The organism is Paenibacillus graminis, assembly GCF_000758705.1.
GTDB classification, from domain to species: domain Bacteria; phylum Bacillota; class Bacilli; order Paenibacillales; family Paenibacillaceae; genus Paenibacillus_AQ; species Paenibacillus_AQ graminis.
In genome coordinates, this window is the sequence record NZ_CP009287.1 from 1,560,426 (window position 1) to 1,583,631 (window position 23,206).

At 52.7% G+C, this 23,206-nt stretch carries 25 protein-coding genes; 21 read left to right on the forward strand and 4 right to left on the reverse strand.

What is annotated here, in order from left to right; translation table 11 throughout:
* Positions 1-351 precede the first annotated feature (351 nt).
* Together PGRAT_RS06720 and PGRAT_RS06725 are read right to left on the reverse strand one after the other, a co-directional pair.
* The gene (locus PGRAT_RS06720) at positions 352-1,122 is read right to left on the reverse strand and encodes an SDR family NAD(P)-dependent oxidoreductase (protein WP_025706492.1); all 771 of its coding nucleotides are present in this window, start codon (positions 1,120-1,122) and stop codon (positions 352-354) included.
* A gap of 21 nt (positions 1,123-1,143) precedes the next feature.
* Positions 1,144-1,599, reverse strand: coding sequence for an S-ribosylhomocysteine lyase (locus PGRAT_RS06725; protein WP_025706493.1), 456 nt, complete (start codon positions 1,597-1,599; stop codon positions 1,144-1,146).
* 186 nt (positions 1,600-1,785) lie between these two features.
* On the opposite strand from PGRAT_RS06725, the gene PGRAT_RS06730 reads away from it, so the two are divergent.
* From PGRAT_RS06730 to bshB2, 11 genes are all read left to right on the forward strand, one after another.
* Complete coding sequence (locus tag PGRAT_RS06730; RefSeq protein WP_025706494.1) at positions 1,786-2,637, forward strand: MetQ/NlpA family ABC transporter substrate-binding protein; 852 nt, start codon at positions 1,786-1,788, stop codon at positions 2,635-2,637.
* A gap of 87 nt (positions 2,638-2,724) precedes the next feature.
* Positions 2,725-3,939 (forward strand): aminotransferase class I/II-fold pyridoxal phosphate-dependent enzyme, encoded by a 1,215-nt coding sequence (locus tag PGRAT_RS06735; protein ID WP_025706495.1) that lies wholly within the window; start codon positions 2,725-2,727, stop codon positions 3,937-3,939.
* On the forward strand, positions 3,932-4,951 hold the full coding sequence (locus PGRAT_RS06740) for a methionine ABC transporter ATP-binding protein (RefSeq protein ID WP_025706496.1): 1,020 nt from the start codon (positions 3,932-3,934) through the stop codon (positions 4,949-4,951). Before PGRAT_RS06735 ends, PGRAT_RS06740 begins: the two co-directional genes overlap by 8 nt.
* Positions 4,952-5,611, forward strand: coding sequence for a methionine ABC transporter permease (locus PGRAT_RS06745; RefSeq protein WP_025706497.1), 660 nt, complete (start codon positions 4,952-4,954; stop codon positions 5,609-5,611). It abuts the gene before it with no gap.
* A gap of 21 nt (positions 5,612-5,632) precedes the next feature.
* Positions 5,633-6,760: an iron-containing alcohol dehydrogenase family protein gene (locus PGRAT_RS06750; protein WP_081758871.1), complete on the forward strand. Its 1,128-nt coding sequence runs from the start codon at positions 5,633-5,635 to the stop codon at positions 6,758-6,760.
* On the forward strand, positions 6,757-7,476 hold the full coding sequence (locus PGRAT_RS06755; protein WP_025706499.1) for a 5'-methylthioadenosine/adenosylhomocysteine nucleosidase: 720 nt from the start codon (positions 6,757-6,759) through the stop codon (positions 7,474-7,476). Before PGRAT_RS06750 ends, PGRAT_RS06755 begins: the two co-directional genes overlap by 4 nt.
* A gap of 198 nt (positions 7,477-7,674) precedes the next feature.
* The gene (locus PGRAT_RS06760; protein ID WP_025706500.1) at positions 7,675-8,259 is read left to right on the forward strand and encodes a GNAT family N-acetyltransferase; all 585 of its coding nucleotides are present in this window, start codon (positions 7,675-7,677) and stop codon (positions 8,257-8,259) included.
* A gap of 435 nt (positions 8,260-8,694) precedes the next feature.
* Positions 8,695-9,336 (forward strand): DUF5071 domain-containing protein, encoded by a 642-nt coding sequence (locus PGRAT_RS31485; protein WP_025706501.1) that lies wholly within the window; start codon positions 8,695-8,697, stop codon positions 9,334-9,336.
* A gap of 40 nt (positions 9,337-9,376) precedes the next feature.
* Entirely contained in the window at positions 9,377-10,153 is a 777-nt protein-coding gene (locus PGRAT_RS06770) for a class I SAM-dependent methyltransferase (protein WP_202903648.1), read from the forward strand.
* A 69-nt stretch (positions 10,154-10,222) separates the two neighbouring features.
* On the forward strand, positions 10,223-10,567 hold the full coding sequence (locus PGRAT_RS06775; protein WP_025706503.1) for a YojF family protein: 345 nt from the start codon (positions 10,223-10,225) through the stop codon (positions 10,565-10,567).
* A gap of 23 nt (positions 10,568-10,590) precedes the next feature.
* A complete protein-coding gene (gene bshB2 / locus PGRAT_RS06780) occupies positions 10,591-11,286 on the forward strand; it encodes a bacillithiol biosynthesis deacetylase BshB2 (RefSeq protein WP_025706504.1) in 696 nt (231 codons plus the stop codon).
* A 168-nt stretch (positions 11,287-11,454) separates the two neighbouring features.
* Here bshB2 and PGRAT_RS06785 read toward each other — a convergent pair whose 3' ends face one another.
* Positions 11,455-12,258 (reverse strand): Cof-type HAD-IIB family hydrolase, encoded by an 804-nt coding sequence (locus PGRAT_RS06785; protein ID WP_025706506.1) that lies wholly within the window; start codon positions 12,256-12,258, stop codon positions 11,455-11,457.
* Positions 12,259-12,789: 531 nt separating this feature from the next.
* Here PGRAT_RS06785 and PGRAT_RS06790 point away from each other — a divergent pair.
* The 5 genes from PGRAT_RS06790 (at position 12,790) to PGRAT_RS32205 (ending at position 15,128) form a co-directional block, all read left to right on the forward strand.
* Positions 12,790-13,509 carry a metal-dependent hydrolase gene (locus tag PGRAT_RS06790; protein ID WP_042266230.1) on the forward strand — a complete coding sequence of 240 codons (720 nt, stop codon included), beginning with the start codon at positions 12,790-12,792 and terminating at the stop codon, positions 13,507-13,509.
* A gap of 410 nt (positions 13,510-13,919) precedes the next feature.
* Positions 13,920-14,315: a sigma-70 family RNA polymerase sigma factor gene (locus PGRAT_RS06795; RefSeq protein WP_052415697.1), complete on the forward strand. Its 396-nt coding sequence runs from the start codon at positions 13,920-13,922 to the stop codon at positions 14,313-14,315.
* Positions 14,316-14,474, forward strand: a complete 159-nt coding sequence (locus tag PGRAT_RS32200; RefSeq protein WP_081758636.1) for a YvrJ family protein — start codon at positions 14,316-14,318, stop codon at positions 14,472-14,474.
* 4 nt (positions 14,475-14,478) lie between these two features.
* Positions 14,479-14,676, forward strand: a complete 198-nt coding sequence (locus PGRAT_RS06800; RefSeq protein ID WP_042266232.1) for a helix-turn-helix domain-containing protein — start codon at positions 14,479-14,481, stop codon at positions 14,674-14,676.
* Between the two features lie 149 nt (positions 14,677-14,825).
* Positions 14,826-15,128 (forward strand): glycoside hydrolase family protein, encoded by a 303-nt coding sequence (locus PGRAT_RS32205; protein ID WP_238326780.1) that lies wholly within the window; start codon positions 14,826-14,828, stop codon positions 15,126-15,128.
* A gap of 474 nt (positions 15,129-15,602) precedes the next feature.
* Here the strand turns inward: PGRAT_RS32205 and lplA are convergent, their stop codons facing one another.
* Positions 15,603-16,604: a lipoate--protein ligase gene (lplA, locus tag PGRAT_RS06805; protein ID WP_025705028.1), complete on the reverse strand. Its 1,002-nt coding sequence runs from the start codon at positions 16,602-16,604 to the stop codon at positions 15,603-15,605.
* Positions 16,605-16,832: 228 nt separating this feature from the next.
* Here lplA and cobD point away from each other — a divergent pair, with 228 nt between their 5' ends.
* The 5 genes from cobD (at position 16,833) to PGRAT_RS06830 (ending at position 23,205) form a co-directional block, all read left to right on the forward strand.
* On the forward strand, positions 16,833-17,924 hold the full coding sequence (gene cobD / locus PGRAT_RS06810; protein WP_042266234.1) for a threonine-phosphate decarboxylase CobD: 1,092 nt from the start codon (positions 16,833-16,835) through the stop codon (positions 17,922-17,924).
* A gap of 680 nt (positions 17,925-18,604) precedes the next feature.
* Positions 18,605-19,465 (forward strand): adenosylcobinamide amidohydrolase, encoded by an 861-nt coding sequence (locus PGRAT_RS06815; protein WP_081954736.1) that lies wholly within the window; start codon positions 18,605-18,607, stop codon positions 19,463-19,465.
* Between the two features lie 37 nt (positions 19,466-19,502).
* The gene (cbiB, locus tag PGRAT_RS06820; RefSeq protein ID WP_025705320.1) at positions 19,503-20,468 is read left to right on the forward strand and encodes an adenosylcobinamide-phosphate synthase CbiB; all 966 of its coding nucleotides are present in this window, start codon (positions 19,503-19,505) and stop codon (positions 20,466-20,468) included.
* 7 nt (positions 20,469-20,475) lie between these two features.
* A complete protein-coding gene (locus PGRAT_RS06825; protein WP_081758801.1) occupies positions 20,476-21,333 on the forward strand; it encodes a histidine phosphatase family protein in 858 nt (285 codons plus the stop codon).
* Between the two features lie 411 nt (positions 21,334-21,744).
* Complete coding sequence (locus PGRAT_RS06830; RefSeq protein ID WP_042266238.1) at positions 21,745-23,205, forward strand: aminotransferase-like domain-containing protein; 1,461 nt, start codon at positions 21,745-21,747, stop codon at positions 23,203-23,205.
* Position 23,206: the final 1 nt, after the last annotated feature.

The following is a 23,206-nucleotide window of genomic DNA, read 5'->3' on the forward strand; positions in this document are numbered from 1 at the left end:
GTTGGAAAAAGGGAACTTATTTCCTTAAAAAATCAATGATTGAGAGATTTTAGTGGAAAAAGGGAACTTAATTGGGCAATATTACTCTTCCAGGAGCAAAATGAGCTGAATTAGTGCCCCTTTTTCCACTTCGCCTGGGGAGTACAGGGGATTCGAACGAATTAGTGCTCCTTTTTCCACTTCGCCTGGGGAGTACAGGGGATTCGAGCAAATTAGTGCCCCTTATTCCACTTAACTAATGGGGACTGTCCCAGGTTTCATGAAGGGTCCTCAGACAACGCTAAACTGAAATCTAAAACGGCTGCGCCGTCCTTCACTGGACAACGTAGCCGTTTTATTTTGTCGTGTCCGTTAATTCATCGTCATGCCGCCGGTCACGTTAATGGCCTGGCCCGTCATATAAGAGGCCAGCGGGCTGGCGAGGAACAATACCACATTGGCTACATCCTCCGGTTCGGCCGTCCGGCCCAGCGGCACCTGCGAGCGGTCCTCGGCCAGAATATCCTCCGGCTGCATGCCGCGCAGGGCTGCACCTTCCACACGCTCGCGCCGCTTCATGTCTGTCTCGACGATGCCGGGACAGACGGCGTTCACCAGAATTTGCGCTTGGGCCAGCTCCAGCGCCATCACCTTGGTGAAGCCAAGCACAGCATGCTTGGACGCGACATAGTTGCCCATGCAGCGGTAGCCGTTTTTGCCTGCCTGTGAGGCAATATTGATGATGCGGCCGCCTCCGCCCTGGTGCAGCATTTGTCTGGCTCCCGCCTGGGAGACCAGATATACGCCTTTGGCGTTGATATCCATGACCTTGTCCCAGTCTTCCTCCCGGATATCCACGGCGTAATCCATCGTCGAGGTCCCGCTGTTGTTCACCAGGAAATCGACTCCGCCAAAAGCCTCCACAGCAGTGTCAATCAGCCGCGCAGCGTCCGCACTTACGGTAACATTCATCTGAATCTGCACCAGCCGGTCATGGATACGTTCAATGCCGGGGCGGCAGGCGATATCTCCGATAACTACATTCGCTCCGGCCTTAAGGAATAAATCAGCGATTCCCCTGCCGATTCCGGTGAGTCCTCCGGTTACAACAAGGGTTTTGCCGGCAAAGTCAATATTCAGCATCGTATGAAGGTTCCTTTCAGGCTAGCTGCGGAAGGGATCATCACTGATGCCGGCCTCCAGCACAAGTCTGGCGTATTCCTTAGCGCTGAACAGGGAGTGGTCTTTATAGTTGCCGCATTCCAGTGCGGACACAGCCGGCACATGCTCGGTTTCCAGCACTTTATGCAGGACCTTGGTCAGTGCAGCGGCAACATCGGCCGGATCATGCTCATCCCAGATGATCAGATAAAAGCCGGTTCTGCAACCCATCGGAGAGATATCAATGATTCCCTCGAGCTCGTCACGCAGGTAGGTAGCCAGCAGATGCTCCAGCGTATGGACTGCTGCCGTGGGCAGAGCGTCGGCATTCGGCTGCAGGAAGCGCAGATCATATTTTTGAATGGTGCTGCCTTTCTCGTTCTTCTCCGTCCCTGCGACCCGCACATAAGGGGCCTTTACCTTCGTATGATCCAATTGGAAACTTTCAACTTTTGCCATGTGTTCCTCTTCCTTTCGGCCTTTTCATATCAAACTATCACAATGAATAAGAGAAGTAAATAGTTAATCCAAGTATACTAATCTGCTTAATTAAAATGTGTTGACACGTATATTAATGCATTGTAAGATATGAATCAAATTAATTCACATCAACTTACTAGGAATAATAGGGGGAGAAACATCCGTATGAAGAAAACATGGATTCATTCAACGTTGCTGGTCGTCGCCGTCGCTTTATTTACTGCCGGATGCGGCAATGACAGGGAAGCTTCCGGTGCTGGCAGCAATTCCTCCGCACAAGAGAAGAAAACACTGAAGATCAGCTTTAATCCCGGACCTTACAGCGACCAGTTCAAGAACGGCGTTGCGCCTTATCTGGAGAAGAAGGGCTATACCATTACCTATAAAGAGTTCACGGACGGCATTCAGCCCAATGTGGCGGTAGCGAACGGCGAAATTGATGCCAACGTGTTCCAGCATTCGTTATATCTGCAGTCGATTAATGAGCGGGAAAAAATAGATCTGGCGGGTGTAGTGCAGGTGCCGACTCCTCCAATGGGGCTGTATTCCAAAAAACATGACAGCCTGGATGAAGTGAAGGATGGCGATCAGGTCAATCTGCCGAATGAACCGGTAAATATGCTCCGGGCACTGAATGTGCTGAAGGATGTGGGCTGGATTACACTGAAAGACAACATTGATCCTTTACAGACTTCGCTGGCTGACATTACCTCGAATCCGCACAACCTGAAGTTTATTGCCACCGAGCCGGCACAGGGGCCGCGGGCGCTGGAGGATGTGGATTATGCCGCGATTCAGGGGAACTTCGCCGTATCGAATAACATCAAGCTGACTACGGCCCTGCAGCTGGAGAATATGACTGATCCGTTCACGAATATCGTGGCAGTGGACAGCAAGAACAAGGATGCTCAATTTGTTAAGGATATCATCGAAGGGTACCATTCGGATGAATTCCAGAAATACATCAAGTCGAACCCGGATTATGAAGGCTACAAGCTGCCGGCGTATTTTAAATAATAATACCCTTCCGATCTGTCATTCCTCTTCAGCGGGGAGTGGCAGATCATTGTCTATTCCAAAGAATTTGCGAAGAGGTGCAAGAGCATGGATTTTATACCCTCCAGAAACGTCACAGAGCTTCCCGGTAATTATTTCAACGCTATGAAAGCCAAAATCGCCTTATACCGCAGCAGAGGAATCGATGTCATTGATCTGGCCAGCGGCAATCCCGACCAGCCGACGCCGGAACATATTGTTGCCGCCTTGAAGGAGGCGGTCGACAAGCCGGAGAATCAGGGCTACCCGCCCTTTTATGGCAAAAGCGCTACGCTTGAAGCCATCGCTGCTTTTTATCAGCGTGAATATGGGGTGGATCTTGACCCCGAGACGGAAGTCGCAGTGTTCAGCGGTTCAGGAATCGGGGTGGTCGGCATTCCGCAGAGCCTGCTGAATCCGGGAGATCTGCTGCTGACGGTGGACCCCGCCTATCCGGCCTATCACGCGGCGGCCGCCTTAGCCGGAGCCCGTGTTCATACGATCCCCGTCCATGAAGCCGAGGGCTTCCTACCTGATTACGGGACAGTTCCGGAAGAATTAGCCCGTCAGGTCAAGCTGCTGATGCTGAACTATCCCAACAATCCGACGGGGGCGGTGGCTACGGCGGATTTCTATGAGCGGACGCTTGCTTTTGCGGCCCGTTATCGATTTCCGGTGCTGAACGATTTCGCATACGGGGCTTTTGGCTTTGACGGCCATAAGCCGGTCAGTCTGCTGCAGCAGCCGGGCGGCAAGGAATATGGCATTGAGACCTATACGGCCTCCAAAACGTTCAACATGGCCGGCTGGCGCTTCGGATTTGCCGTGGGCAACGCCTCGATTATCGCGGCACTGAAGCATTATCACACCCAGGCGTACAGCACGGTGTTCGGTGCAGTGCAGGATGCGGCGGCGGCCGCGCTGCTGGGTCCGCAGGAGGGGGTTGCAGAGCTTGGCAGACTGTATGAGCGGCGGCGTGATGTGCTGGTCGCCAGACTTCGGGAGCTGGGTTGGGAGATCAACGCTCCGCAGGGCACCTTTTTTGCCTGGTTCAGAGTCCCGGAAGGCTATACAGCGGCGTCTTTCGCCGCATGTCTGCTGGATGAGGCGCAGGTTGCCGTCGCTGAAGGCGGCGGTTTTGGAGCGCAGGGTCGCGAATATGTGCGGGTCAGCCTCGTGAACAGCGAGGACAAGCTGAACGAAGCCGTTGACCGGATTGCGGCAGCGGGCATTTTCAAACGGGTCAAGTTATCGGCAGGTCAGGAGGCGGTGCGCCATGATTGAGATTAAAAATGTATACAAAACCTTTGAACGCAAAGGCCAGTCCATTGAAGCCCTGCGCGGCGTCAGCATAAGTATTGCCAGAGGGGACATTTACGGCGTTATCGGCTACAGCGGGGCCGGCAAAAGCACGCTGATCCGCCTGGTCAACGCGCTGGAAAGGCCCACTTCCGGGGAAGTGCTGGTGGAAGGCCAGGATCTTGCAGGCTATAATCCGGCAGAGCTGCGGCAGGCCAAAAAGAACATCGGGATGATCTTTCAGCATTTCAATCTGCTGGAATCCAAAACCGTGTTCGACAACATCGCCATTCCGCTGGTGCTGCTGAAGCGAAGCAAACAGGAAATCCGCGAGCGGGTGACCGAACTGCTTGAATTCACGGGACTCGGGGATAAAGCGCACAGCTACCCTAAGGAACTATCAGGCGGGCAAAAGCAGCGGGTCGGCATTGCCCGGGCGCTGGCGAGCAATCCCTCCATTCTGCTCTGCGATGAGGCAACTTCGGCGCTTGATCCGCAGACAACCAAGTCAATTCTGGAGCTGCTCCAAAAAATTAACGAAGAGTACAACATTACGATCATGATCATCACCCATGAAATGGCTGTCATTCAGCAGATCTGTAACAAGGTGGCCGTCATGGAGCGCGGGGAAATTATCGAACAGGGCAATGTGCTGGATGTGTTCGGGAGTCCGCATCATCCGACGACGCAGAGCTTTGTGCAGACGGTTATACACAACAGTGTGCCGCAGAGCGTGCTGCATACCCTGAAGGCGGAAAGCGGACGGCGGCTGTTCAAGCTGAAGTTTGTCGGCGGGGCGGCTTCGGAGCCGATCATCAACAGCCTCATCCGCAGGTATGAGGTGGATGTAAATATTCTGTTCGCCAATATGACGGAGATCCAAAATACAACGCTGGGCAATATGATTCTGCAGATGCACGGCGACCATACAGTGATTGACCGGGCAGCGGATTTTATCGTCAGTCAGGGCGTTGAGATCACGGAGGTGGAAGCTTAAATGTTCGATTCAGTGATTACTTCGGAGCAGCTGTTTCAAGCGCTGAGGGAAACTGTAGTTATGGTGGGCGTGTCGTTGTTTTTCGGGGCGCTGCTGGGGATACCGGTTGGCATCATTCTGGTGATTACGCGTCCGGGCGGTGTGATGGAGAACCGGTTTGTGTACGCGGTCCTTAATCCGGTCATTAACATCATCCGTTCGCTGCCGTTTATTATTCTGCTTGTGGCCATTATTCCTTTTACAAGACTTCTGGTGCATACGTCGATCGGTACCAGCGCTGCGATTGTGCCGCTTGTTGTATATGTTGCCCCTTATATAGCACGGCTGGTGGAAAATTCTTTGCTTGAGGTCAGCCCTGGAATTATGGAAGCTGCAGAAGCGATGGGCGCGACTACTTTTCAGGTCATTTGGCATTTTCTGCTCCCCGAGGCTTTTGGTTCATTGATTCTGACGATGACAACTGCGACGATCGGACTGATCGGGGCTACCGCAATGGCTGGCACTGTGGGCGGCGGGGGGATTGGCGATTTGGCGATCTCCTATGGCTACCAGCGGTTTGATACCTTTGTGATGATTGTGACTGTGGCGATTCTGATTATTTTTGTCCAGGGCATTCAGTCCGCAGGGAACCGGCTGGCCCGCAAAGCCCGCCGCGGGTAAGCGCGGAACACGGAAGGGGATATGCTAGTGGAACCGCAGATTATTGTGCGCGCCGCGCCGCAGGAGTTCATTTGCAGGCCGGGCAGCTGGGGCAGTCTGGAACAGCATCTGCAGAAAAGAGGAATCCGCCGTGTGCTGGTGGTGCGCGGAAACAGGTCTTGGACGGCGGCTGAGCCGTATTGGCCGCAGTTGAAAGAGACAGAGGTGCACTACCATGTGTACAGCGGAGAATGCACCTACCGCGAGCGTGATGTCATTGCCGGCTATGCGTCAGAGCATCAGCTTGAGGCGGTCATCGCCGTGGGCGGCGGGAAGATTACCGATCTGGTGAAATCGGCAGCGGCCCAGCTGAAGCTGCCGGCCATTATTCTTCCGACCCTGGCTGCGACCTGTGCAGCCTGGTCCTCGCTCAGTGTGATGTACGATGAGCAGGGGGCGTTCATCCGCTTTGAGGTTTTTGCCAGCAGCAATGCGCTGGTGCTGCTGGACCCGGCAGTCATTGCCGCTTCGCCGTCAGAGCTGCTGGCCGCCGGAATCGGCGATACCCTGGCGAAGTGGTATGAGGCGGATGTCATCATCAGACATCTGGAGGCACCGCCGGTTGAGGTGGAGTTGGCCTGGGATGCGGCGCGGAGATGCCGCGAAAACCTGCTCCGCTACAGCAGCGCGGCGCTTGCTGCTGTGCGGTCAGGAGAGTTGAATGATGCCCTGACCCGGACAGCCGAAACGATCATTATGGTCGCCGGGCTTGTGGGCGGATTCGGCGAGGATTATGGCCGCACCGCAGGCGCCCATTCGGTGCATGATGCGCTGACAGCCATCCCGGAGACACACCGTCTGCTGCATGGCAGCAAGGTAGCTTACGGTGTGCTGGTGCAGCTGGCGCTGGAAGGGAACTGGCCGGAGATTGACGGGCTGCTGCCCTTTTATCAGGAGCTGGGCCTGCCGACCAGTCTTAAGGCCATGGGGCTGGACCACTTGACGAGGGAAGAATTGCTGAAGCTGGGTGAAAGGGCTGCTGTACCCGAAGCTTCCATCCATATGATGCCCCGCTTAATTACCGCTGACGCGGTAGCGGATGCGGTGGCAGAGCTGGAGGAATACATAACGGCTGGTCAGAGTCAGACAAAAGGAGCAAGCATCTTATGAGTATAGCGATTATCGGAGCCATGGAAGAAGAAGTAGCCCCGCTGCTGCCGAAGCTGAGGGATGTCCGCAGCCTGAAGGCGGGCGGGGGAAAGCTGTATGCCGGAGTGCTGGACGGGCAGGAGGTAGTGCTGCTTCAGTCGGGCATCGGCAAGGTCAATGCGGCAATGACCACCACGCTGCTGCTGGAGCGGTTCCACTGTGAGCTGATCATCAACACCGGGGCGGCTGGCGGTCTGGCTGCTGACCTGAAGGTTGGCGATGTAGTCATCGCCGAGGAGCTGGTCTACAGCGATGTGGATGCCACGGCCTTCAGCTATGCCTACGGGCAGGTGCCGCAGATGCCGCAGCGTTATCCGGCAGCGGCCGGGCTGCTTGCACAGGCGCGGAAGCTTGTCCGGCGCGGCGTTAGGCAGGAGCAGATTGTTACGGGGCTGATTACGACAGCCGATTCTTTTATCAGCGATCCGGAGCGGGCAATGTCCATTGTCAGCCGGTTCCCGGAGGCGAAAGCGACGGATATGGAAGGTGCGGCGATTGCCCAGACGGCCTATCAATCCGGTGTTCCTTTTCTGGCGGTCCGCGCCATATCGGATATTGCCGGCTCCGGGGCGGCCGGATTGTTCAAATCCCATCTGGAGCTGGCTGCGGCAAACTCGGCTGAGGTGGTGCTGGAGATTCTCTCCCGGTATAAGCCGCCTGAAAGCTTTGGAATCTAAAGAGAACCGTCTTTCAACTTGGGAGACGGTTTTTATTTGTGTGCGTAATGAAGCAGCCAAGATGGTCCATAAGCCTTCAATGTCTTGTGACTCCGCATATTAAACCGCATTTCCAAGATAGATAACTGCCATTATAATAGGAATATTCTGTTGAAAAATTAAAATCCGCACTAATTGCGCAGGAGGCTGAATACTGTCATGAAGTCAGATCCGTTTATCCCGGTCTTGTTTGATTTTCCCGAGTTCTTTGAGACTGAACGCCTGCTGGTGCGCGCCCCGCAGTGGGGTGATGGGGCAGTAGTGAATGAGGCGATCCGCGAGAGTCTGGAGGAGCTGAAGCTGTGGATGCCTTTTGCCCAAAGCATGCCGGCACTGGAGGAATCCGAAATATACGTAAGAGATTCCAGGCTGAAATTTCTGAACCGGACTGTGCTGAATATGCTTATTTTTCACAAGGCAGAGGGGACCTTTCTGGGGTGCACCGGTCTGCATCATATCGACTGGGAGACCCGCTGTTTTGAAGCCGGATATTGGCTGCGGACCACCAGCACAGGCAAGGGATACATCACCGAGGCAGTAAACGGAATTACCCGCTTTGCCATACAGGAGCTTGCGGCGAACCGGATTGAAATCCGCTGCAGCGGACGTAATGCCAAAAGTGCTGCCGTTGCCGAACGTGCGGGTTTTTTACTGGATGGCATTCTGCGCCTTAACACCCTCGGCCTGGATGGAGAACTGCATGACTCCAAGGTATACGCCAAGGTACGGGGAGCCGAATTTTAGAGGATGTTGGAGCATTAATGCTGAAGCGATGAAGCGGGTCCGGATGCATGATGAAGAATTAGGGGGAGCTATTGATAAACGCTAGTTACTTAGAAACGAGGCCATCCAGTAGATATGCGGAACATGACCCGAAACAGACCGGAAATAAGAACACCAAGCATCAGAGACTAATGATTGTTTACTTTTTATGAAAATCTCCATTTGAACTCATGTATCACAGATATCCAATATTAGTTTGCCCTTGGTTTGGTGATTTGGAGTGCGGATATATTTCGGTGTGTATCGATAAAGAATCAGATATTGTAGAATGGAGCAGCTTTCAGGTAGCGGGCAGCAATAAGAAGCTTGATGTTTGGGCTTTATTACTTTAAGTGGGATAACTATAGAAAGTGCTTATGGAGTTGAATCCTTCGGATAAGGGGAGAAGCAAGGTCAATGAATCACAACATTCTACCAAAGGATAAGCATGATTTTAAAAGTGTTAAAGCCTTGGCCTACTTAGAAAGATCAATGATCATTCCCTTATTGCCGGAATTGTTGGAATGGCTGCAGGATATGAATTGGCCTATTGCTGCAGAAATTGTAGACCTTTTGTCAAAGTATACGTCCGAAACTATTCCGCATGTCAAAGCAGTTTTTTCTCAAAGCGACACCGGTTGGATATACAACATCCTTTTATATTTGATTAATGAATGGGATACGGATCTCGTCTCAAGATTGTCTTCAAGTCTACGGGAACTGGCGCATACGGTAGACATTTATGAAGATACTGATTTGCTGTCTATTGAAATTTTATGGAAGCATCAGTTGATTGCCTTAAATGAAGCAACCGCACTTTTAGCAAAGAAGCGGAGTCACATAGAAAACTCTCTCCATACCTTCACAGCAGAACAAAAGGCCATATTCTTGGAGTTGGAAAATGAACGGCAACATATCCTCAACACAGACGTTGGACAAATCGTTAATTATAGCAAAAGAAACAACAAATCGTTAATGCAAAAATACCAGTACCAAAATTCATTCCGCCGTTATGAAGAAATTGAGGCAACGATAAGGAGGATATCTGCTTTTACTTGATTGGCCCCTATCCGATTGCGTTATGGGGATGGAATGGAGGATGATTATTATCGATAAACGGCTAGCCTTTAATGAAGATGTGGAGAATTACGACAAATGGAGACCAACCTATTGTGAAGAATTATTCAAAGATATTATAGCGTACTCTCATCTTGAACAAGGCCTGAAAGCAATTGAAATCGGTATTGGAACTGGCCAGGCCACCAGACCTTTTTTGGAAACGGACTGTGAATTAACGGCAATTGAATTAGGAAATGATCTCACAGAATACTCAAAATTAAAATTCCGGGAATATAAAAATTTTACGATATACAATACTTCATTTGAAGAGTTTGCATGTCCGGACAGCAGTATAGATATCCTTTATTCAGCTACTGCATTTCATTGGATTCCGGAAGAAACAGGTTATCTTAAAGCCTCCAAATTATTAAAAACCGGTGGAACACTGGCGTTATTCTGGAACCGGCCGTTTGTAGCACGGGAAAATGACGAATTACATCAGATTATTCAAGGCATATATCAAAAATATAGACCTTCAAATACCAAGCTCATAGAAAATGACACTGAGAGATACAATAACATATCGAAGACTATACAAAATTATGGATTTAGAGATGTTGTGTTTAAGCTGTATCATTTAACGAGACAATTCTCGTCGACTGACTATATCGCAGTATTGAACACTTATTCAGACCATAGAAGCTTGCCATCCCCTGCAAAAGAGCGGTTTGAAGATGAGATCAGAGAAGCTATTATAAAATTTGGCGATGCCTTAATGGTTTATGATACTATCGACTTGTATTTAGCAAGAAAATGAGTTGTACTTGCTGATACCAGGTCACGATAGCTAAAAGCGGATCGGAGAAACAGAAATAAGGAGGCCAACATGCAGCCGATAACCCCCCAAGACATCCAAATCCGGATCGATCAGCTCGCCGGACAGGATCTTTACGTACACCTTGAGCTCACGACAGGGGCTTATGCGAGTCACTTGGACAGTGCCAGGCACCCGGCGTCGGCATTCATTTCCAATGCGGAGGTCCGTTATACACAAGGTTCTATCTCCGGTGCGGGGCCCTACCGGGTAGGTCTAAAGACAACACGGGGCTGGATTTATGCCGAAGGCCTTACACATGTTGATGAGATGGAAAAGGAACGGCTAATCTTGGCCGGGCATGACAGCCAAGGAAAGCTGATCGTTGCACTGCAGCTGAGCCGGGAAACGTTCTGATGAAAGCGGAGGATCAAACAGCCATGAAGAATCAACAAACGGAACACCAGCGCATCTTAGTTGTGTTCCCCCATCCAGATGACGAAGCCTTCGCTGCCTCAGGGACGCTGGCAATGTATATAGACAGCGGTGCCCAAGTCACTTATGCATGTCTGACCCTGGGAGAGATGGGGCGCAACATGGGCATCCCGCCGTTCGCGAGCCGTGTTACTTTGCCGGCCATCCGCAAAGAGGAACTGGCAGCGTCTTGCCTTGCAATCGGCATCCAGGACTTAAGAATGCTCGGTTTCCACGATAAAATGATCGAGTTCGAAGACCAGCAGCGGCTGGACAATGAGATTATGGCGCTGCTTAAGGAACTGAGTCCGTCGCTGGTGATCACCTTCTATCCGGGGTACAGTGTGCATCCCGACCACGATGCCACCGGAGCCGCTGTCATACGTACCATTGGCCGGCTTTCCGCAGCAGAGCGGCCGCTTGTCCACTGCGTCGCGTTCGCAAACAACCACGAGCAGGCAATCGGGAAGGCGGATGTGGTTGTAGACGTGACGGCATTTCTTGAGAAAAAAATGGCGTCGATCCGCGCGCACCGCTCGCAATTCCAGGCGGCGGAGCTGGTTGGGAACCGGGAACTGACTTATGAGGAAACCCGGACCCGGTTCGGAACGGAACCGTTTTGGACCTACCGGTTCGATCAATCCGGGGGATATGAAACGTAATCTATAGAGTTGATGAAATCAAGTTGAAATGGCTACGCCGTCCTTAGAAGGATAATCTATAGCACGAAGCATATGGTTATATTTGAAAAAAAAGGGTGCCTTACCGCCGGGATCAGTTGACCGGTGTAAGGCACCCTTTGTGCTGCTGGAGAGCAAGCTTATGCTTCTCTATTGGGCAGTTTGCAGGATGAATTTATCGATGGCGTATTTCACACCGTCTTCATTGTTGCTGAGGGTGACGAAGTCAGCAATGTCCTTCAGTGCCGGGATCGCGTTAGCCATGGCTACGCCAAGGCCGGCAGCTTCCAGCATTTCGTGGTCGTTCCAAGAGTCGCCGACTGCGATGGTTTCGGACAGCTCGCAGCCAAAGTGGGCCGCCAGGAACTCCAGTGCCAGTCCCTTGGTGCCTTCATGGTGCATAATCTCCAGAAAATGCGGCTTGGATTTCGTAATATGCACGGAATCACCCAGCAGTCCGCGAAGAATAGGCGCCAGCTCATCCAGGAAATCGGGATCGTCGATGATCAGCATTTTTGGTGTTTTTTGCGGGACAAGCTTCTCCCAATCCGGCTCAATATAATATTTAGTTCCGTTAAGGGTGGCATAGTCGACCAGCTTCTGGTTCTCTTCACGGGCATACAGCTTGTCATCAATATAGGTCTGCAAGTGCAGGTTATGCTCCACGCAGTAGTTGAACAGCTTGCGTACGGCATCCTGCGGCACATAACGCTCGTAGAGCACTTTTTCATCCATCAGGTTTTTTACGAGTGCCCCCTGGTAGGTGATGATCGGCACATTCAGTCCGGTCTGGCGGGCGATGGCCTGGGCAGAAGCGTAAGCGCGCCCGGTAGCCAGGGTAACCACAACGCCTGCGGCAACGGCCTGTTCCAGCGCTGTTTGTGTGGCAGGGGTAACTTCCTTGTCATCATTAATCAAGGTGTCGTCAATATCGATTGCAATCAATTTGTACATGTAGGTTCTCTCCTATTGGGTCAGCTTAGCTTCCTGAATATCTTCATACAAATGCTTCGGAAGCCTAAGCTTAGATTTGGGGAGCCTGTGCGGTGGGCATGGCTCTTTCTCTGAACAAGCTGGTAGTGCTCTGTGGTTTCAGAATGCGCAGCTTCCGAAGGAAAAGCGCTTGGATTCCACAATTTAAAGACTGATTCTGTACCGGGTCAAAAAAATCATTGGTCGGATGAAATCAATAGGCTTGGTTCTTCGTCCTCTTTTGCGGCAGGGGCAGGCTCTGGGCTGAGCTCTGCCGTCAGCATATTGACACGGCAAAATGGTTTGTAAAATCAAGTTGCCCAAATTGTATCTTAAAACAGGGGGGAGGACAAGACAGAACTGGCACTGGACCACCCGAAAAAGGCCTGAAGCCTCTGAAATAGAGCCAGAGGCTGGACAAAAAAGCCAGCGCTTGGTATACTTCGATAACCGTACATTTGTTCTTATTTTTACTTCTGAAGTCCCTACATCTTAGAAAGGAGCGGGTACACCATGATGGGCAAATCCCATTTAATTATCAGCACCGGGGTTACCCTATCTGTCATGAGCCTGCTCGGCCATGAAATAACGATTCCGGCGGTTGCCGTGGCAGGACTCAGTGCCCTCCTGCCCGATATTGATGAGCCGAATTCGCTGCTGGTGCGCAAAGCCGTGCCGGAATTCCTGCTGCGGATTTTGCAGGTATCCCTGATCGGGGCGGCTATTTATCTGTATTTTGCCGGAATCGCCGCGCCCCCCTGGAATATCGCGCTGGCGCTGCTAGTCGGGAGCGTGTCCTTCCTGCCGGGCCGCAGGCTCCGGCATCTCGTGATGCTGCTGCTGGCACTGGCGCTGTTCGCGTTCGCGGATGCCTACGATCCTTGGAACTACATAGCCGCCTGCGTGCTTGTCGTATCCTCGGTTGTTCCGCACCGCGGACTGACGCATACGCTGTACGCCGTGGCCGGCTGGGGGGCCTTGCTTTATTTTGCTTCGCTCGGCATGAATGACGGCGGCAGCCTGTGGATTGCCGGCGGCCTGTCTTATGCGCTGCATCTGCTGGCTGATTCCTTGACCCAGCGCGGTATTACTCCGCTGCCTCCGCTGCCCTTCAAGCTTCGCCTGAAGCTGATGAGCACCGGCACGAAGAAGGGCAGTGCGGTGGAGAAATTCTGTATCGTGCTCACACTGGTGCTGGTTATGTATGTATTTGTGCTCACCCCCAATCTGTAAAAAGTTGCTGCTCCATCTTAAAGACTCTCTGCCGCATAATGCGGCGGGAGTCTTTTTGCTGCCGGAGCTACGGTTGCAGCGCGGGGGACGGCGGCTGGATCAATCATCGGCAACTCCTCGTTTTCCCGGCCTTCCGGTATTAAGAGGGTCTGTGAAAAAAATGAAAGAGGGCCGTTAAATTTAAGCTCCTAGTAATCCAAGAACGTCCTTGCTTCAGTAAGCCTTTACTACTAATACATATAATTAATAATCTGTATTTATTTGCTTTAATTCCATTGAATCCTATTTGTTCGGCGGTAAAATATAGGAACAAATGTTCTTTTTTTATTGGAAAATGGTTGTAAAAAGCCGGACTCATCTCTCTTTATTAAGTAGGAGCAATCTCTTCATAAGGAAAGGGGGGGCTTATATTGAATAAGGATGATGAGGTAAATCGTCGTTTTATCAAGTATATGGCCAATCTTATTCACAATAACTCTATCAATTATGACAAAAAGAGACGAATGAAGGACAGCCGATTCCCGCTGACTTTAGACAACGATGAAAACCTAGAATCTGTCTTACTTACTGTTCATGATTCAGAATCTGTGCCACCAAATTTAAAAGATCACATTACGGATCATTCACTTTATCGAGCTTGTGAATCCCTTCCAGAACAACAACAACAGATACTATCACTAGCTTATGTTCAAGGGCTCAATGACAAGGAAATAGCCGGAATATTGGGAGTATCCCAACAAAATGTCTCGAAACACCGCTTAAAAGCTCTAACTAAATTGCGCAGCTTAATAACGGAAGGAGGATGAATGATGACGGAGGGTGACATTGCTACTTTTATTGCTAATTTAGGCTTCCCGATTGCAATTACTTTATATCTACTTATTCGTTTTGAAAAAAAAATATCGGATCTAAGCGATGCCATTAATGGCTTGAAGAATGAAATACAAAAAAACGTAAAGCGGTGATTTTATGTTGGCCGAACTTTTAGTACAAGCACAGCAACACCACGATCAGGGGGCAACACTACATATCCTAGAATCTTTCACACCAAAGATCAAAGCCTCCTTGCGACAAGTCCCCGCCGATCATCGGGAAGATTTGAAACAGGAACTCTATGTGAAAATGATTGAGGTGATACAAACTTTTGATATTAGTGAATTGAAATAAAATTAGGAGAGTGGTTGTAAATAAAGAGACTCATTTCTCTTTATATAATGTGAAGGCAATACGGCATTGCAGAAAACTTGGGAATGGTGCTCTGGCTTTGATTCCTCCTGATTGTTCTTCTACTAAAAATAATTTCAGGAGTGATTATTATGAATCTAGGAACCGGTGGATCAACCCTTATCAAATCGCATGAGGGATTTTCCTTGAAATTTTATGGAGATCCTGCTGGGTATCCAACAGTTGGATGGGGGCATCTGATAACAAGGACTAAAACATATACTAAAAATACATCAGGTAATCCAAATACGTCTCTTCTAACCCAAGCAGAAGCTAATGCTCTATCAAGCTCTTTAAATCTAGGTTATACTTCACCAATTTCTCAGGCTAAGGCAAAGACTTTTTTTGCTGAAGATACTGCAGAGGCTGTAGCGGCGGCAGTGACACAAACTTAACCCGTCATCAAGTCAGCGAGCGCACCATTGGTAAATACATGAGAGAGCTGGGTTTGGGCTCTTGTGTAGCGAAGCAATTTCGAGTAAATACCACCGACTCTAAGCACGACTTGCCGATTGCCCCTAACTTGCTCTACTAGCAATTTTCTACAGCGAAACGGAATCAAACCTGGGTCACGGACATCACCTATATTCCCTGCCGGGAAGGGAGGATGTACCCTTAATATAGTCCAACTGTGACGCCTGGGCGGTGAAATCAAAGGTATTTATACCTTAGATATAGGCCAAGTGCGCCCGGGCAGTGAAATCAAAGGTATTTATACCCTTAGATATAGGCCAAGTGCGCCCAGGCAGTGAAACCAAAGGTATTTATACCTTTGATTCGCACGGCTATATCACCACAAAAGGGCGGGCCCGCATATAATAACTACGGCCCGCCCTTCTCTTTTTTCATATTCAGCTTTCCTGCTTGTTCTATTCCTCCAGGAATATCAGCCCGATGAAGTCCTCCGGCTCAATGCGGCCGAAATAATGCTTCAGGTCCAGTCCGGCTAGAGCTTCTCTGACCTCTGCTTCTTCATAACGCTTGCCGCGCAGCGCATTCTCCACATCTGCCACATCGCCTACACCGAAGAAATCGCCGTAGATTTTGATATCCCTGATGTAAGAATCTTCAATATCCATGCGGATGTCGACGAGTCCTGCCGGGAATTTGCGGGTGTGCTTTACATTGCTTTTTGGCGACAGGCCGTAGTTCCAGTCCCAGTTCTGGTAGTGCTCCCTGGAAATTTCATTGATCCGCACCCAATCGTCCATAGTCAGCTTATACTGCGGAACCTCGGAAGGCTCCATGCCGAAGATGGAACGCAGCAGGCCCGCACGGAATTCCTCAATCGTCATCTCTTTTCCGAGCAGGTCTTTGATATTGGCGACGCGGCTGCGCACGGATTTGGTGCTCTTGGATTTGAATTTCTCCGGGTTCACATTCAGCGAAGCCTGCACATCGTCCAGATTAAGGTCAAACATCAGGGTGCCGTGGCTGAACATGCGTCCACGTGTGGAGAATTGGGCGTTGCCGGAGATTTTTTGCACACCGACCTGAAGGTCATTGCGCCCGCTCAGTTCGGCGTTCACCCCCATGGATTGCAGGTAGTCGATAACCGGCTGGGTGAATTTCAGGAAATTATGAAAAGACTGCCCGTCGTCCTTGGTGATAAAGCTGAAGTTAAGGTTGCCCAGATCGTGATAGACCGCCCCGCCGCCGGATAGCCGCCGCACGACCTGAATATTATGGTCTTTCACATATTCCTGGTTGATTTCTTCAATGGTATTCTGATGTTTGCCAATGATAATGGACGGGCTGTTGATATAAAAAAGCAGATAACTGTCGTCCATCGGCAGGTTTTTCAGGGCAAATTCCTCAATCGCTAGATTGATCGAAGCGTCTGTAATTCCGGTGTTATCGATAAAAAGCATGGTGAATTCCTCCGCTTGTGCATGATTAACTGCTCTAATTATTTTAAACCAAAAGCGCGGTTTGTACAAAAAGAACAAGCAGCGATGAGGCAAAGCCAACCTCTCGTCAAACGGCAATGCCTGCTGTGGCCGGGGAGTGAAATCATTGACGTACCTCCTGCAATGGGGCAATAATGGGGTCAATGAGTCACATAGAGTTATAATCGATAGGCTAAGAGGAGTGTAGGCATGCTTGAAAAATACGGCCACGGCGGCGATTTGCTGACAGCGGCGGAACTGTATGGGGAGGGGGGCGGCGCTTTTGTGGATTTCAGCGCGAATATCAACCCCCTTGGCCCGCCGCCCGGCGTGCTGAATCTGCTGCGGGATGCAGTCTCAGCCGTGACGGCTTATCCTGACCCCGGCCACCGCAGATTGAAGTCCCTGCTGGCGGAGAGTCTGGGCGTTGACATCGAATGGATTACGGTAGGCAACGGGGCGGCGGAATCGATGGCTCTGCTGCTGCTGGCTGCGGCTCCGAGCAGGGTAGGGATCGTCGAGCCCTGCTTCTCCGAGTACCGCCAGCTCGCGGAGCAGTTCGGTGCGGAGGTCCTCTCGGTCCGGGGAACGAAGGAGCAGGGCTACCGGGCCGGTGTGAAGAGCATCGCCGGACTGCTGGAACAGGTGGATCTGCTGTTTCTCGGACAGCCGAACAACCCGAATGGCGTCCAGTATGCGCTGGACGACCTCCGGCTGCTGGCGCAGCAGGCGGAGCGCTGCGGGACGGTGCTGGCGGTGGATGAAGCGTTCATCGACTTCATCCCGGAAGAGCGGCGGCAATCGCTGCTGCCGGAGCTTAAGAGTTACCGTCATACGGTGCTGATCCGCTCGATGACGAAGTTTTATGCCATTCCGGGGCTGCGGCTGGGCTTCACCATCGCCGCCCCGGAGCTTGCCGCAGCCATGACCGGCAAGCAGGTGACCTGGAGCGTGAACGGCCTGGCGCTGCTGGCCGGGGAAGCCTGCCTGCGCAGCGGGCGCGATTATGAAGAGCGCACGCGCGGGCTGATTGCCGCAGAGCGTGAAGCGCTGCGGCAGGGCCTGCTGCGGCTCGGCTGCGAAGTGCCGCCGGGCGAAGCGAACTTCCTGCTGCTTGGCCTGCCCGCACCCTGGAGCGCTGCGGTCCTGCAGGAGAAGCTGGGCCGCAGCGGCATCCTTGTGCGCAGCTGCGCGATGTACCCAGGCCTTGCACCGGGGCATATCCGCGTCGCGGTCAAAGGCCGCAGCGACAATGTCCGCCTGCTGCGGCAGCTGGAGGAGATTATCGCGGCAGAGGCCTGACGGTGATAAAAAGCGCACAGCCCAATGGCATAACCGGCAGTAAAACGCAAGGCGCGGAGGCCGGTGCGCTGAATAGCTGGGGAAGCGCCGAGTAGAAGCGGAAGCAGCAAGTTGCGGGTATTGTACGGAGTAGAAGCGGTAGTAGTAAGTTGCGGGTATTGTGCGGAGTAGAAGCGGTAGCAGTAAGTTGCGGGTATTGTGCGGAGTAGAAGTGGAAGCAGCAAGTGGCGGGCATCGTGCGGAGTAGAAGCGGAAGCAGCAAGTTGCGGGTATTGTGCGGAGTAGAAGCGGTAGTAGCAAGTGGCGGGCATCCTACGGAGTAAAAGCGTGAATAAAACAGTCTTCACCCATACTTTGGTAGCCCCGGTGCTGCAAATGATGGATGTACAAGCCGAGGTCCTTCAATGTTTTCGACTAATCTGCCCTTGCGAAAAGTTTAAGTGGAATTAGGTAACTTAATTCATTGAATTACGGCTCGAAATGGGGGATTAGTGGGATTTTGTAAACTTAATTTGAGGTGAATCCCCAAATATGGGAGAATGATCCCTAATTAAGTATACTTTTTCCAACTAACGTTTGCAGGAACGGTATTTGGCCCCGATTAGTTGGAGAAATTCCACGTAATAGCTGGGGGGTATTGATAGCTGTTGGATTATGAGTGTGAAGGGAGAGAATATACAATGACTGAAGCGCGAAATCCTTTTAATCTTAAGGATGGGGAGACAGTGTATGCTTCTGCTGTCTGGCCTGGGCTGGTGCTGGAGTGGAAGCCGGGGCATCTGCTGCTGGAATTCCCGGCTGAAGCAGAGGGGCTTTCGAGCGCGGTGTACGGCGGGGGCATGGCCCGCCTGAAACGGGCCGTCAACCAGTTCGTCAGCCGCGATTATGAGTGCAGCAATCCGGTGCGCGATATGGAGAACCAATTGCGTGAATGGGGGTACCCGCTGGGAGGCTGCGCCGGGCTGATGACAGCGGTGCCGCTGGAGCATGCTGCTGTTGCGGAGGAGGATACCGGCTCAGCGGGGATTTTCTGCTGCGTAACCGCAGCATCCGGCAATGCCGCGCGCGCCGGAGTGGCGAGGAACGTGCTGGCGGCTTACCGCCCCGGCACGATCAACATCATGCTGGGCATTGACGGCCGCCTGACTCCGTCTGCGATGGTCAATGCCGTCATGACGGCAGCCGAAGCGAAGGCTGCCGCGCTGGCCGATCTCGGGGTCACAGACCCCGAGAATGGCCTGATTGCAACCGGCACCACTACGGATGCAGTTGTACTCGCAGTGAGCGGGAGCGGGCGCTACGGCGCGGAGCATGTCTACGCCGGAACGGCCACCGATCTGGGCGGAGCCATCGGCCGGCTGGTGTACGCCGCTGTAACGGCGAGCCTCGGTTCGGTAACGGCGGCCCAAACGGAGAAGCCGGGCGGAAAGCCAAACGAGAAGCCAAGCGGTTGGAGTTCTGCGCCGGTGCCGGTGGATTCACAGTCAGACCGGATTGACTGTTCCCCCGCAGCGGAGCCGGCAAGGAAGGGCAGCCAATGAGCGATTTGAATCGTAAGCCGCTGCCGGGTGAAGGCCGGTGAAGCTTGCCGTTATATTACTTGCAGCCTATGTGCTGGACCGGATTATTGGTGATCCGCGCAGTATTCCCCATCCGGTGGTGCTCATGGGAAAAATGATTACCGCCATTGAGCGGCTGATCCGCCGCTTTTGCTCACAGCCGCGCGCGCTGAAAGTTGCGGGAGTGCTGCTCCCGCTGCTGGTAGCAGGCGGAGCCTGGGGAGTGACCGCAGTGATCCTATTGCTGTTGTCCCGCCTCGCGCCTTGGCTGGCCTGGGCGGCAGAGGTCTGGCTGATCTCTACAACGATTGCCTCCAAGGGGCTTAAGGATGCCGGGATGGCCGTATATGCCGAACTTCGCAAGGGGAATATCCCGGCAGCCCGCACAGCGCTCGGCATGATCGTCGGCCGTGACACCACCAAGCTGGAGAGCCCGGATATTGTCCGGGGCACGGTAGAGACAGTAGCGGAGAATATCGTGGATGCGATTATTTCCCCGCTTTTTTTCGCGCTGCTGGGTGGAGCACCGCTGGCCATGGCTTACCGTGCGGTAAATACGCTGGATTCCATGGTCGGCTACAAAAATGACAAATACCGCAATCTCGGCTGGGCCTCCGCCCGGCTCGATGATGTGGCCAACTACATACCGGCCCGGCTGACGGCGCCGCTGTTAGTCTTATGCGCCTGGCTGCTGCGTCTCGACTGGCGCAGCAGTTGGCGCATTGTACGGCGCGACGCCCGCCTCCATCCCAGCCCCAACAGCGGCTTTCCCGAATCGGCTGTAGCCGGAGCAATCGGCGTCCGCTTGGGCGGCGAAAATGTATACCACGGCGTGGCCTCGTTCCGCGCTTACATGGGCGATCCCCTCCGCATTATGGAGCCGGAGGATATCCTCCTTGCCTCACGGCTGATGCTGCGCTCCTCTGCCATTTTTGTCTGCCTTTGTGCAGTGGCGGCAATACTCTGGCACGGGATGGGAGGCTGAACTGAAGATGGACAAGACCCAAGCCGGACTGGACATTGAGCATGAACGGGAACCAATAGATAAATTGAATACTGCAGAGGAATCCAGTTCCGAACATGAGCATGACCCGAGTCCTGGACACGACAGTGAACCGGGCCCTGGACATGAGAGTGAACTGAGCAATGGAAATGAGCATTACCTCAGCCCTCAACAAAGACTTGAACTGAGCCCTGAATGTGAGCAAACGGGATTCGGGTCCAATGATCAATCCGAATCAGAATTTGATTCTGCGCCTGCGCTTGAACTGGTGCTGATCCGCCATGGACATACGCTCTGGAATAAGGAGCACCGCTATCTGGGCAGCACCGATCTTCCGCTGCTGCCGGAGTCCAAGGCGCAGTTGGCTGCGCTCCGGCAGCAGCCGGAGCTTGCCGGGAGCTTCTGGAGGGTGTACTGCAGCGATATGCGAAGATGCCGCGAGACGTTGGAACTCATCGCGCCTGCACTTATGCACTATGCCATCTATGATTCACGGCTGCGGGAAATGAGCTTTGGCGCGTGGGAGGGATACACGTATGAGCAGCTTCAGCATCTTCCGCAGTATCGGGACTGGATCGATGATCCGGCGGCGGTCACCCCGCCTGACGGTGAAGCCTGGAGTGTGTTCACCGGGCGCGTGGAGCATTTTGTGTCCGGTCTGCTGCAGGCAGCGGCAGCGGTCGGCTTGAAGAGCAGCAGCCATGCAGGGCCTTTGCGGGTGCTGGTTGTGACTCATGGCGGCATCATCCGCCAGCTGCTGGCACGGACCATGGAGGGGCGCAGCTTCCATAACACAACCGCCCCGCTACCGGGTACTGCGGTCACAGTAAGACTGCAGCTTCCATGACACAACTGCCCCGCTACCGGGTACTGCGGTCACAGTAAGACTGCAGCTTCCATGACACAACTGCCCCGCTACCGGGTACTGCGGTCACAGTAAAGCTGCAGCTTCAGGGAGGGCAAGGGCAATGAGCCTCCACCTATCCGGCTGCCTAAAATCAATGAAGCCGGATAGCAACCAATCGAAGCTGCATTGCCGCAGGAATTCAGAAATAGGCTAACCCGAAAGCCGTGTCCACAAATGGGATACGGCAGGAGCGCAGAGGCTTGATGCGGAGGGAGGCTTAACCGCTGCAACTGCCAGCAGATGCAGCCGTGGGAAAAAAGTGTAGAACCACACCCGGAAGAAAATCCCGGGGCTGTGGTTCTTTTTTTACGAAGAGGACTGTGCCATGATAGCTATGGGGGCGATTGAAGCATGTTCAAGGATTTCAGGCTCATTGCCGGTCGGCCGGTATATATACAAGTGAAGGATTACATGAAGCATCTTATGATCAAAGGCGCCCTCCAAGGGGGCCAAAAGCTTCCTTCCACACGCGAGCTCAGCACGCTGCTGGGCGTCAGCCGCAATTCGGTCATTTCCGCCTACGAGGCACTTGCCGACGACGGATTCACGTATGCGGTGCAGGGCCAAGGAAGCTATGTGGCAGCAGGTGCAGCGGCCCAGGCCGGCAGCCTGGATGAAGCCGCATGGACGCTGGACTGGACAGCAAGGTTAAGCAGCCAGGCCAGGCTCGCCGAAGAACTGGATATTATGAAGCGCGGGATACGTGCGGCGAAGGGGACGATTTCTTTTACCAGCATCGCGCCTGATGAAAGCCTGTTCGATCTGGAAAATGTAAAACGGGCGTTTCTGGAACGCATGGCGGTGGAAGGCAATGTTCTGCTGAACTATGGCTATGCCAAGGGGTATAAGCCTTTAATAGACTATTTGAAGCAATATATGGAGCACAAAGGCGTGGATATGCGGGGCAAGGACATGTTGATTACGAACGGATTTACGGAAGGGTTCGATGTGGTGCTGTCGGCGCTCGGCCGGAAAGCCGGGGCGGTGGTTTGTGAGAATCCTACACATCATACGGCGATTAAGAACATGAAGCTGCATGGTTTTGAGATAGCGGGCGTGCCAATGGAACGTGACGGCATTCATCTGGGTGAGCTGAAGCGGGCGCTGGAGGCGCGTGAATATGACTGTGCGTATTTTGTTCCCTCCTATCACAATCCAACGGGCATCGTCATGTCTCCCGAAAAAAGGCAGCGCCTGATGAAGCTGATGGCTGAATACAGGGTGCCGGTGATCGAGGACGGCTTCAACGAGGAGCTGCGGTATTCGGGTTCCCATGTGGCTCCTCTGATTGCAGCGGCGGGCGGCGGAAACGGTGTGATCTATCTGGGCAGCTTCTCGAAGGTGCTTTTTCCCGGACTGCGGGTCGGCTGGGTGCTTGCGGATCAGGAGCTGGTTTATTACCTGGAGAGTGTCAAAAGAGCGCGCAGCATTCACACCTCCACGCTGGATCAATCGATTCTGTACCAGTATCTGCTGGGCGGTAATCTGGAGAAATACCTGAAGCGGGCGAGAGCGGAATATAAGCGCAAATACGAGCTGACGCTGGCCTGCTGCCAGGAGCATATTCCGTATGCGTCACTTACCGGGGATGGGGGCCTGCATCTTTTTGCAACATTTGCCGAGGGCTTCAGCACAAGAGAGCTGCTGGACGCATGCCGGGAGCAGGGAGTTATTTTTACGGCGGGAGATATTTTCTATACGAATGGGCAAGGGCAGAACACGCTGCGGCTGGGCTTCTCCAGGGTGGCTGATGGGGATATCCTGAAGGGCATTGAGATTATTGGCAGGACAGCACGGCAACTACTGGGATGAA

Bases quoted from the DNA above. Each gene is read 5' to 3' on its own strand.
- PGRAT_RS06815 (WP_081954736.1), top strand. From the start codon at position 18,605: ATGACTGAAGCGCGAAATCCTTTTAATCTTAAGGATGGGGAGACAGTG.
- PGRAT_RS06725 (WP_025706493.1), bottom strand. From the start codon at position 1,599: ATGGCAAAAGTTGAAAGTTTCCAATTGGATCATACGAAGGTAAAGGCC.
- PGRAT_RS06800 (WP_042266232.1), top strand. From the start codon at position 14,479: ATGTTGGCCGAACTTTTAGTACAAGCACAGCAACACCACGATCAGGGG.
- PGRAT_RS06720 (WP_025706492.1), bottom strand. From the start codon at position 1,122: ATGCTGAATATTGACTTTGCCGGCAAAACCCTTGTTGTAACCGGAGGA.
- PGRAT_RS31485 (WP_025706501.1), top strand. From the start codon at position 8,695: ATGAATCACAACATTCTACCAAAGGATAAGCATGATTTTAAAAGTGTT.
- cobD (WP_042266234.1), top strand. From the start codon at position 16,833: ATGCTTGAAAAATACGGCCACGGCGGCGATTTGCTGACAGCGGCGGAA.
- PGRAT_RS06830 (WP_042266238.1), top strand. From the start codon at position 21,745: ATGTTCAAGGATTTCAGGCTCATTGCCGGTCGGCCGGTATATATACAA.
- PGRAT_RS32200 (WP_081758636.1), top strand. From the start codon at position 14,316: ATGATGACGGAGGGTGACATTGCTACTTTTATTGCTAATTTAGGCTTC.
- PGRAT_RS06825 (WP_081758801.1), top strand. From the start codon at position 20,476: ATGGACAAGACCCAAGCCGGACTGGACATTGAGCATGAACGGGAACCA.
- PGRAT_RS06760 (WP_025706500.1), top strand. From the start codon at position 7,675: ATGAAGTCAGATCCGTTTATCCCGGTCTTGTTTGATTTTCCCGAGTTC.
- PGRAT_RS06790 (WP_042266230.1), top strand. From the start codon at position 12,790: ATGATGGGCAAATCCCATTTAATTATCAGCACCGGGGTTACCCTATCT.
- PGRAT_RS06770 (WP_202903648.1), top strand. From the start codon at position 9,377: ATGATTATTATCGATAAACGGCTAGCCTTTAATGAAGATGTGGAGAAT.
- PGRAT_RS06785 (WP_025706506.1), bottom strand. From the start codon at position 12,258: ATGTACAAATTGATTGCAATCGATATTGACGACACCTTGATTAATGAT.
- PGRAT_RS06730 (WP_025706494.1), top strand. From the start codon at position 1,786: ATGAAGAAAACATGGATTCATTCAACGTTGCTGGTCGTCGCCGTCGCT.
- PGRAT_RS32205 (WP_238326780.1), top strand. From the start codon at position 14,826: ATGAATCTAGGAACCGGTGGATCAACCCTTATCAAATCGCATGAGGGA.
- bshB2 (WP_025706504.1), top strand. From the start codon at position 10,591: ATGAAGAATCAACAAACGGAACACCAGCGCATCTTAGTTGTGTTCCCC.
- PGRAT_RS06775 (WP_025706503.1), top strand. From the start codon at position 10,223: ATGCAGCCGATAACCCCCCAAGACATCCAAATCCGGATCGATCAGCTC.
- PGRAT_RS06735 (WP_025706495.1), top strand. From the start codon at position 2,725: ATGGATTTTATACCCTCCAGAAACGTCACAGAGCTTCCCGGTAATTAT.
- PGRAT_RS06745 (WP_025706497.1), top strand. From the start codon at position 4,952: ATGTTCGATTCAGTGATTACTTCGGAGCAGCTGTTTCAAGCGCTGAGG.
- lplA (WP_025705028.1), bottom strand. From the start codon at position 16,604: ATGCTTTTTATCGATAACACCGGAATTACAGACGCTTCGATCAATCTA.
- PGRAT_RS06755 (WP_025706499.1), top strand. From the start codon at position 6,757: ATGAGTATAGCGATTATCGGAGCCATGGAAGAAGAAGTAGCCCCGCTG.
- PGRAT_RS06740 (WP_025706496.1), top strand. From the start codon at position 3,932: ATGATTGAGATTAAAAATGTATACAAAACCTTTGAACGCAAAGGCCAG.
- PGRAT_RS06750 (WP_081758871.1), top strand. From the start codon at position 5,633: ATGCTAGTGGAACCGCAGATTATTGTGCGCGCCGCGCCGCAGGAGTTC.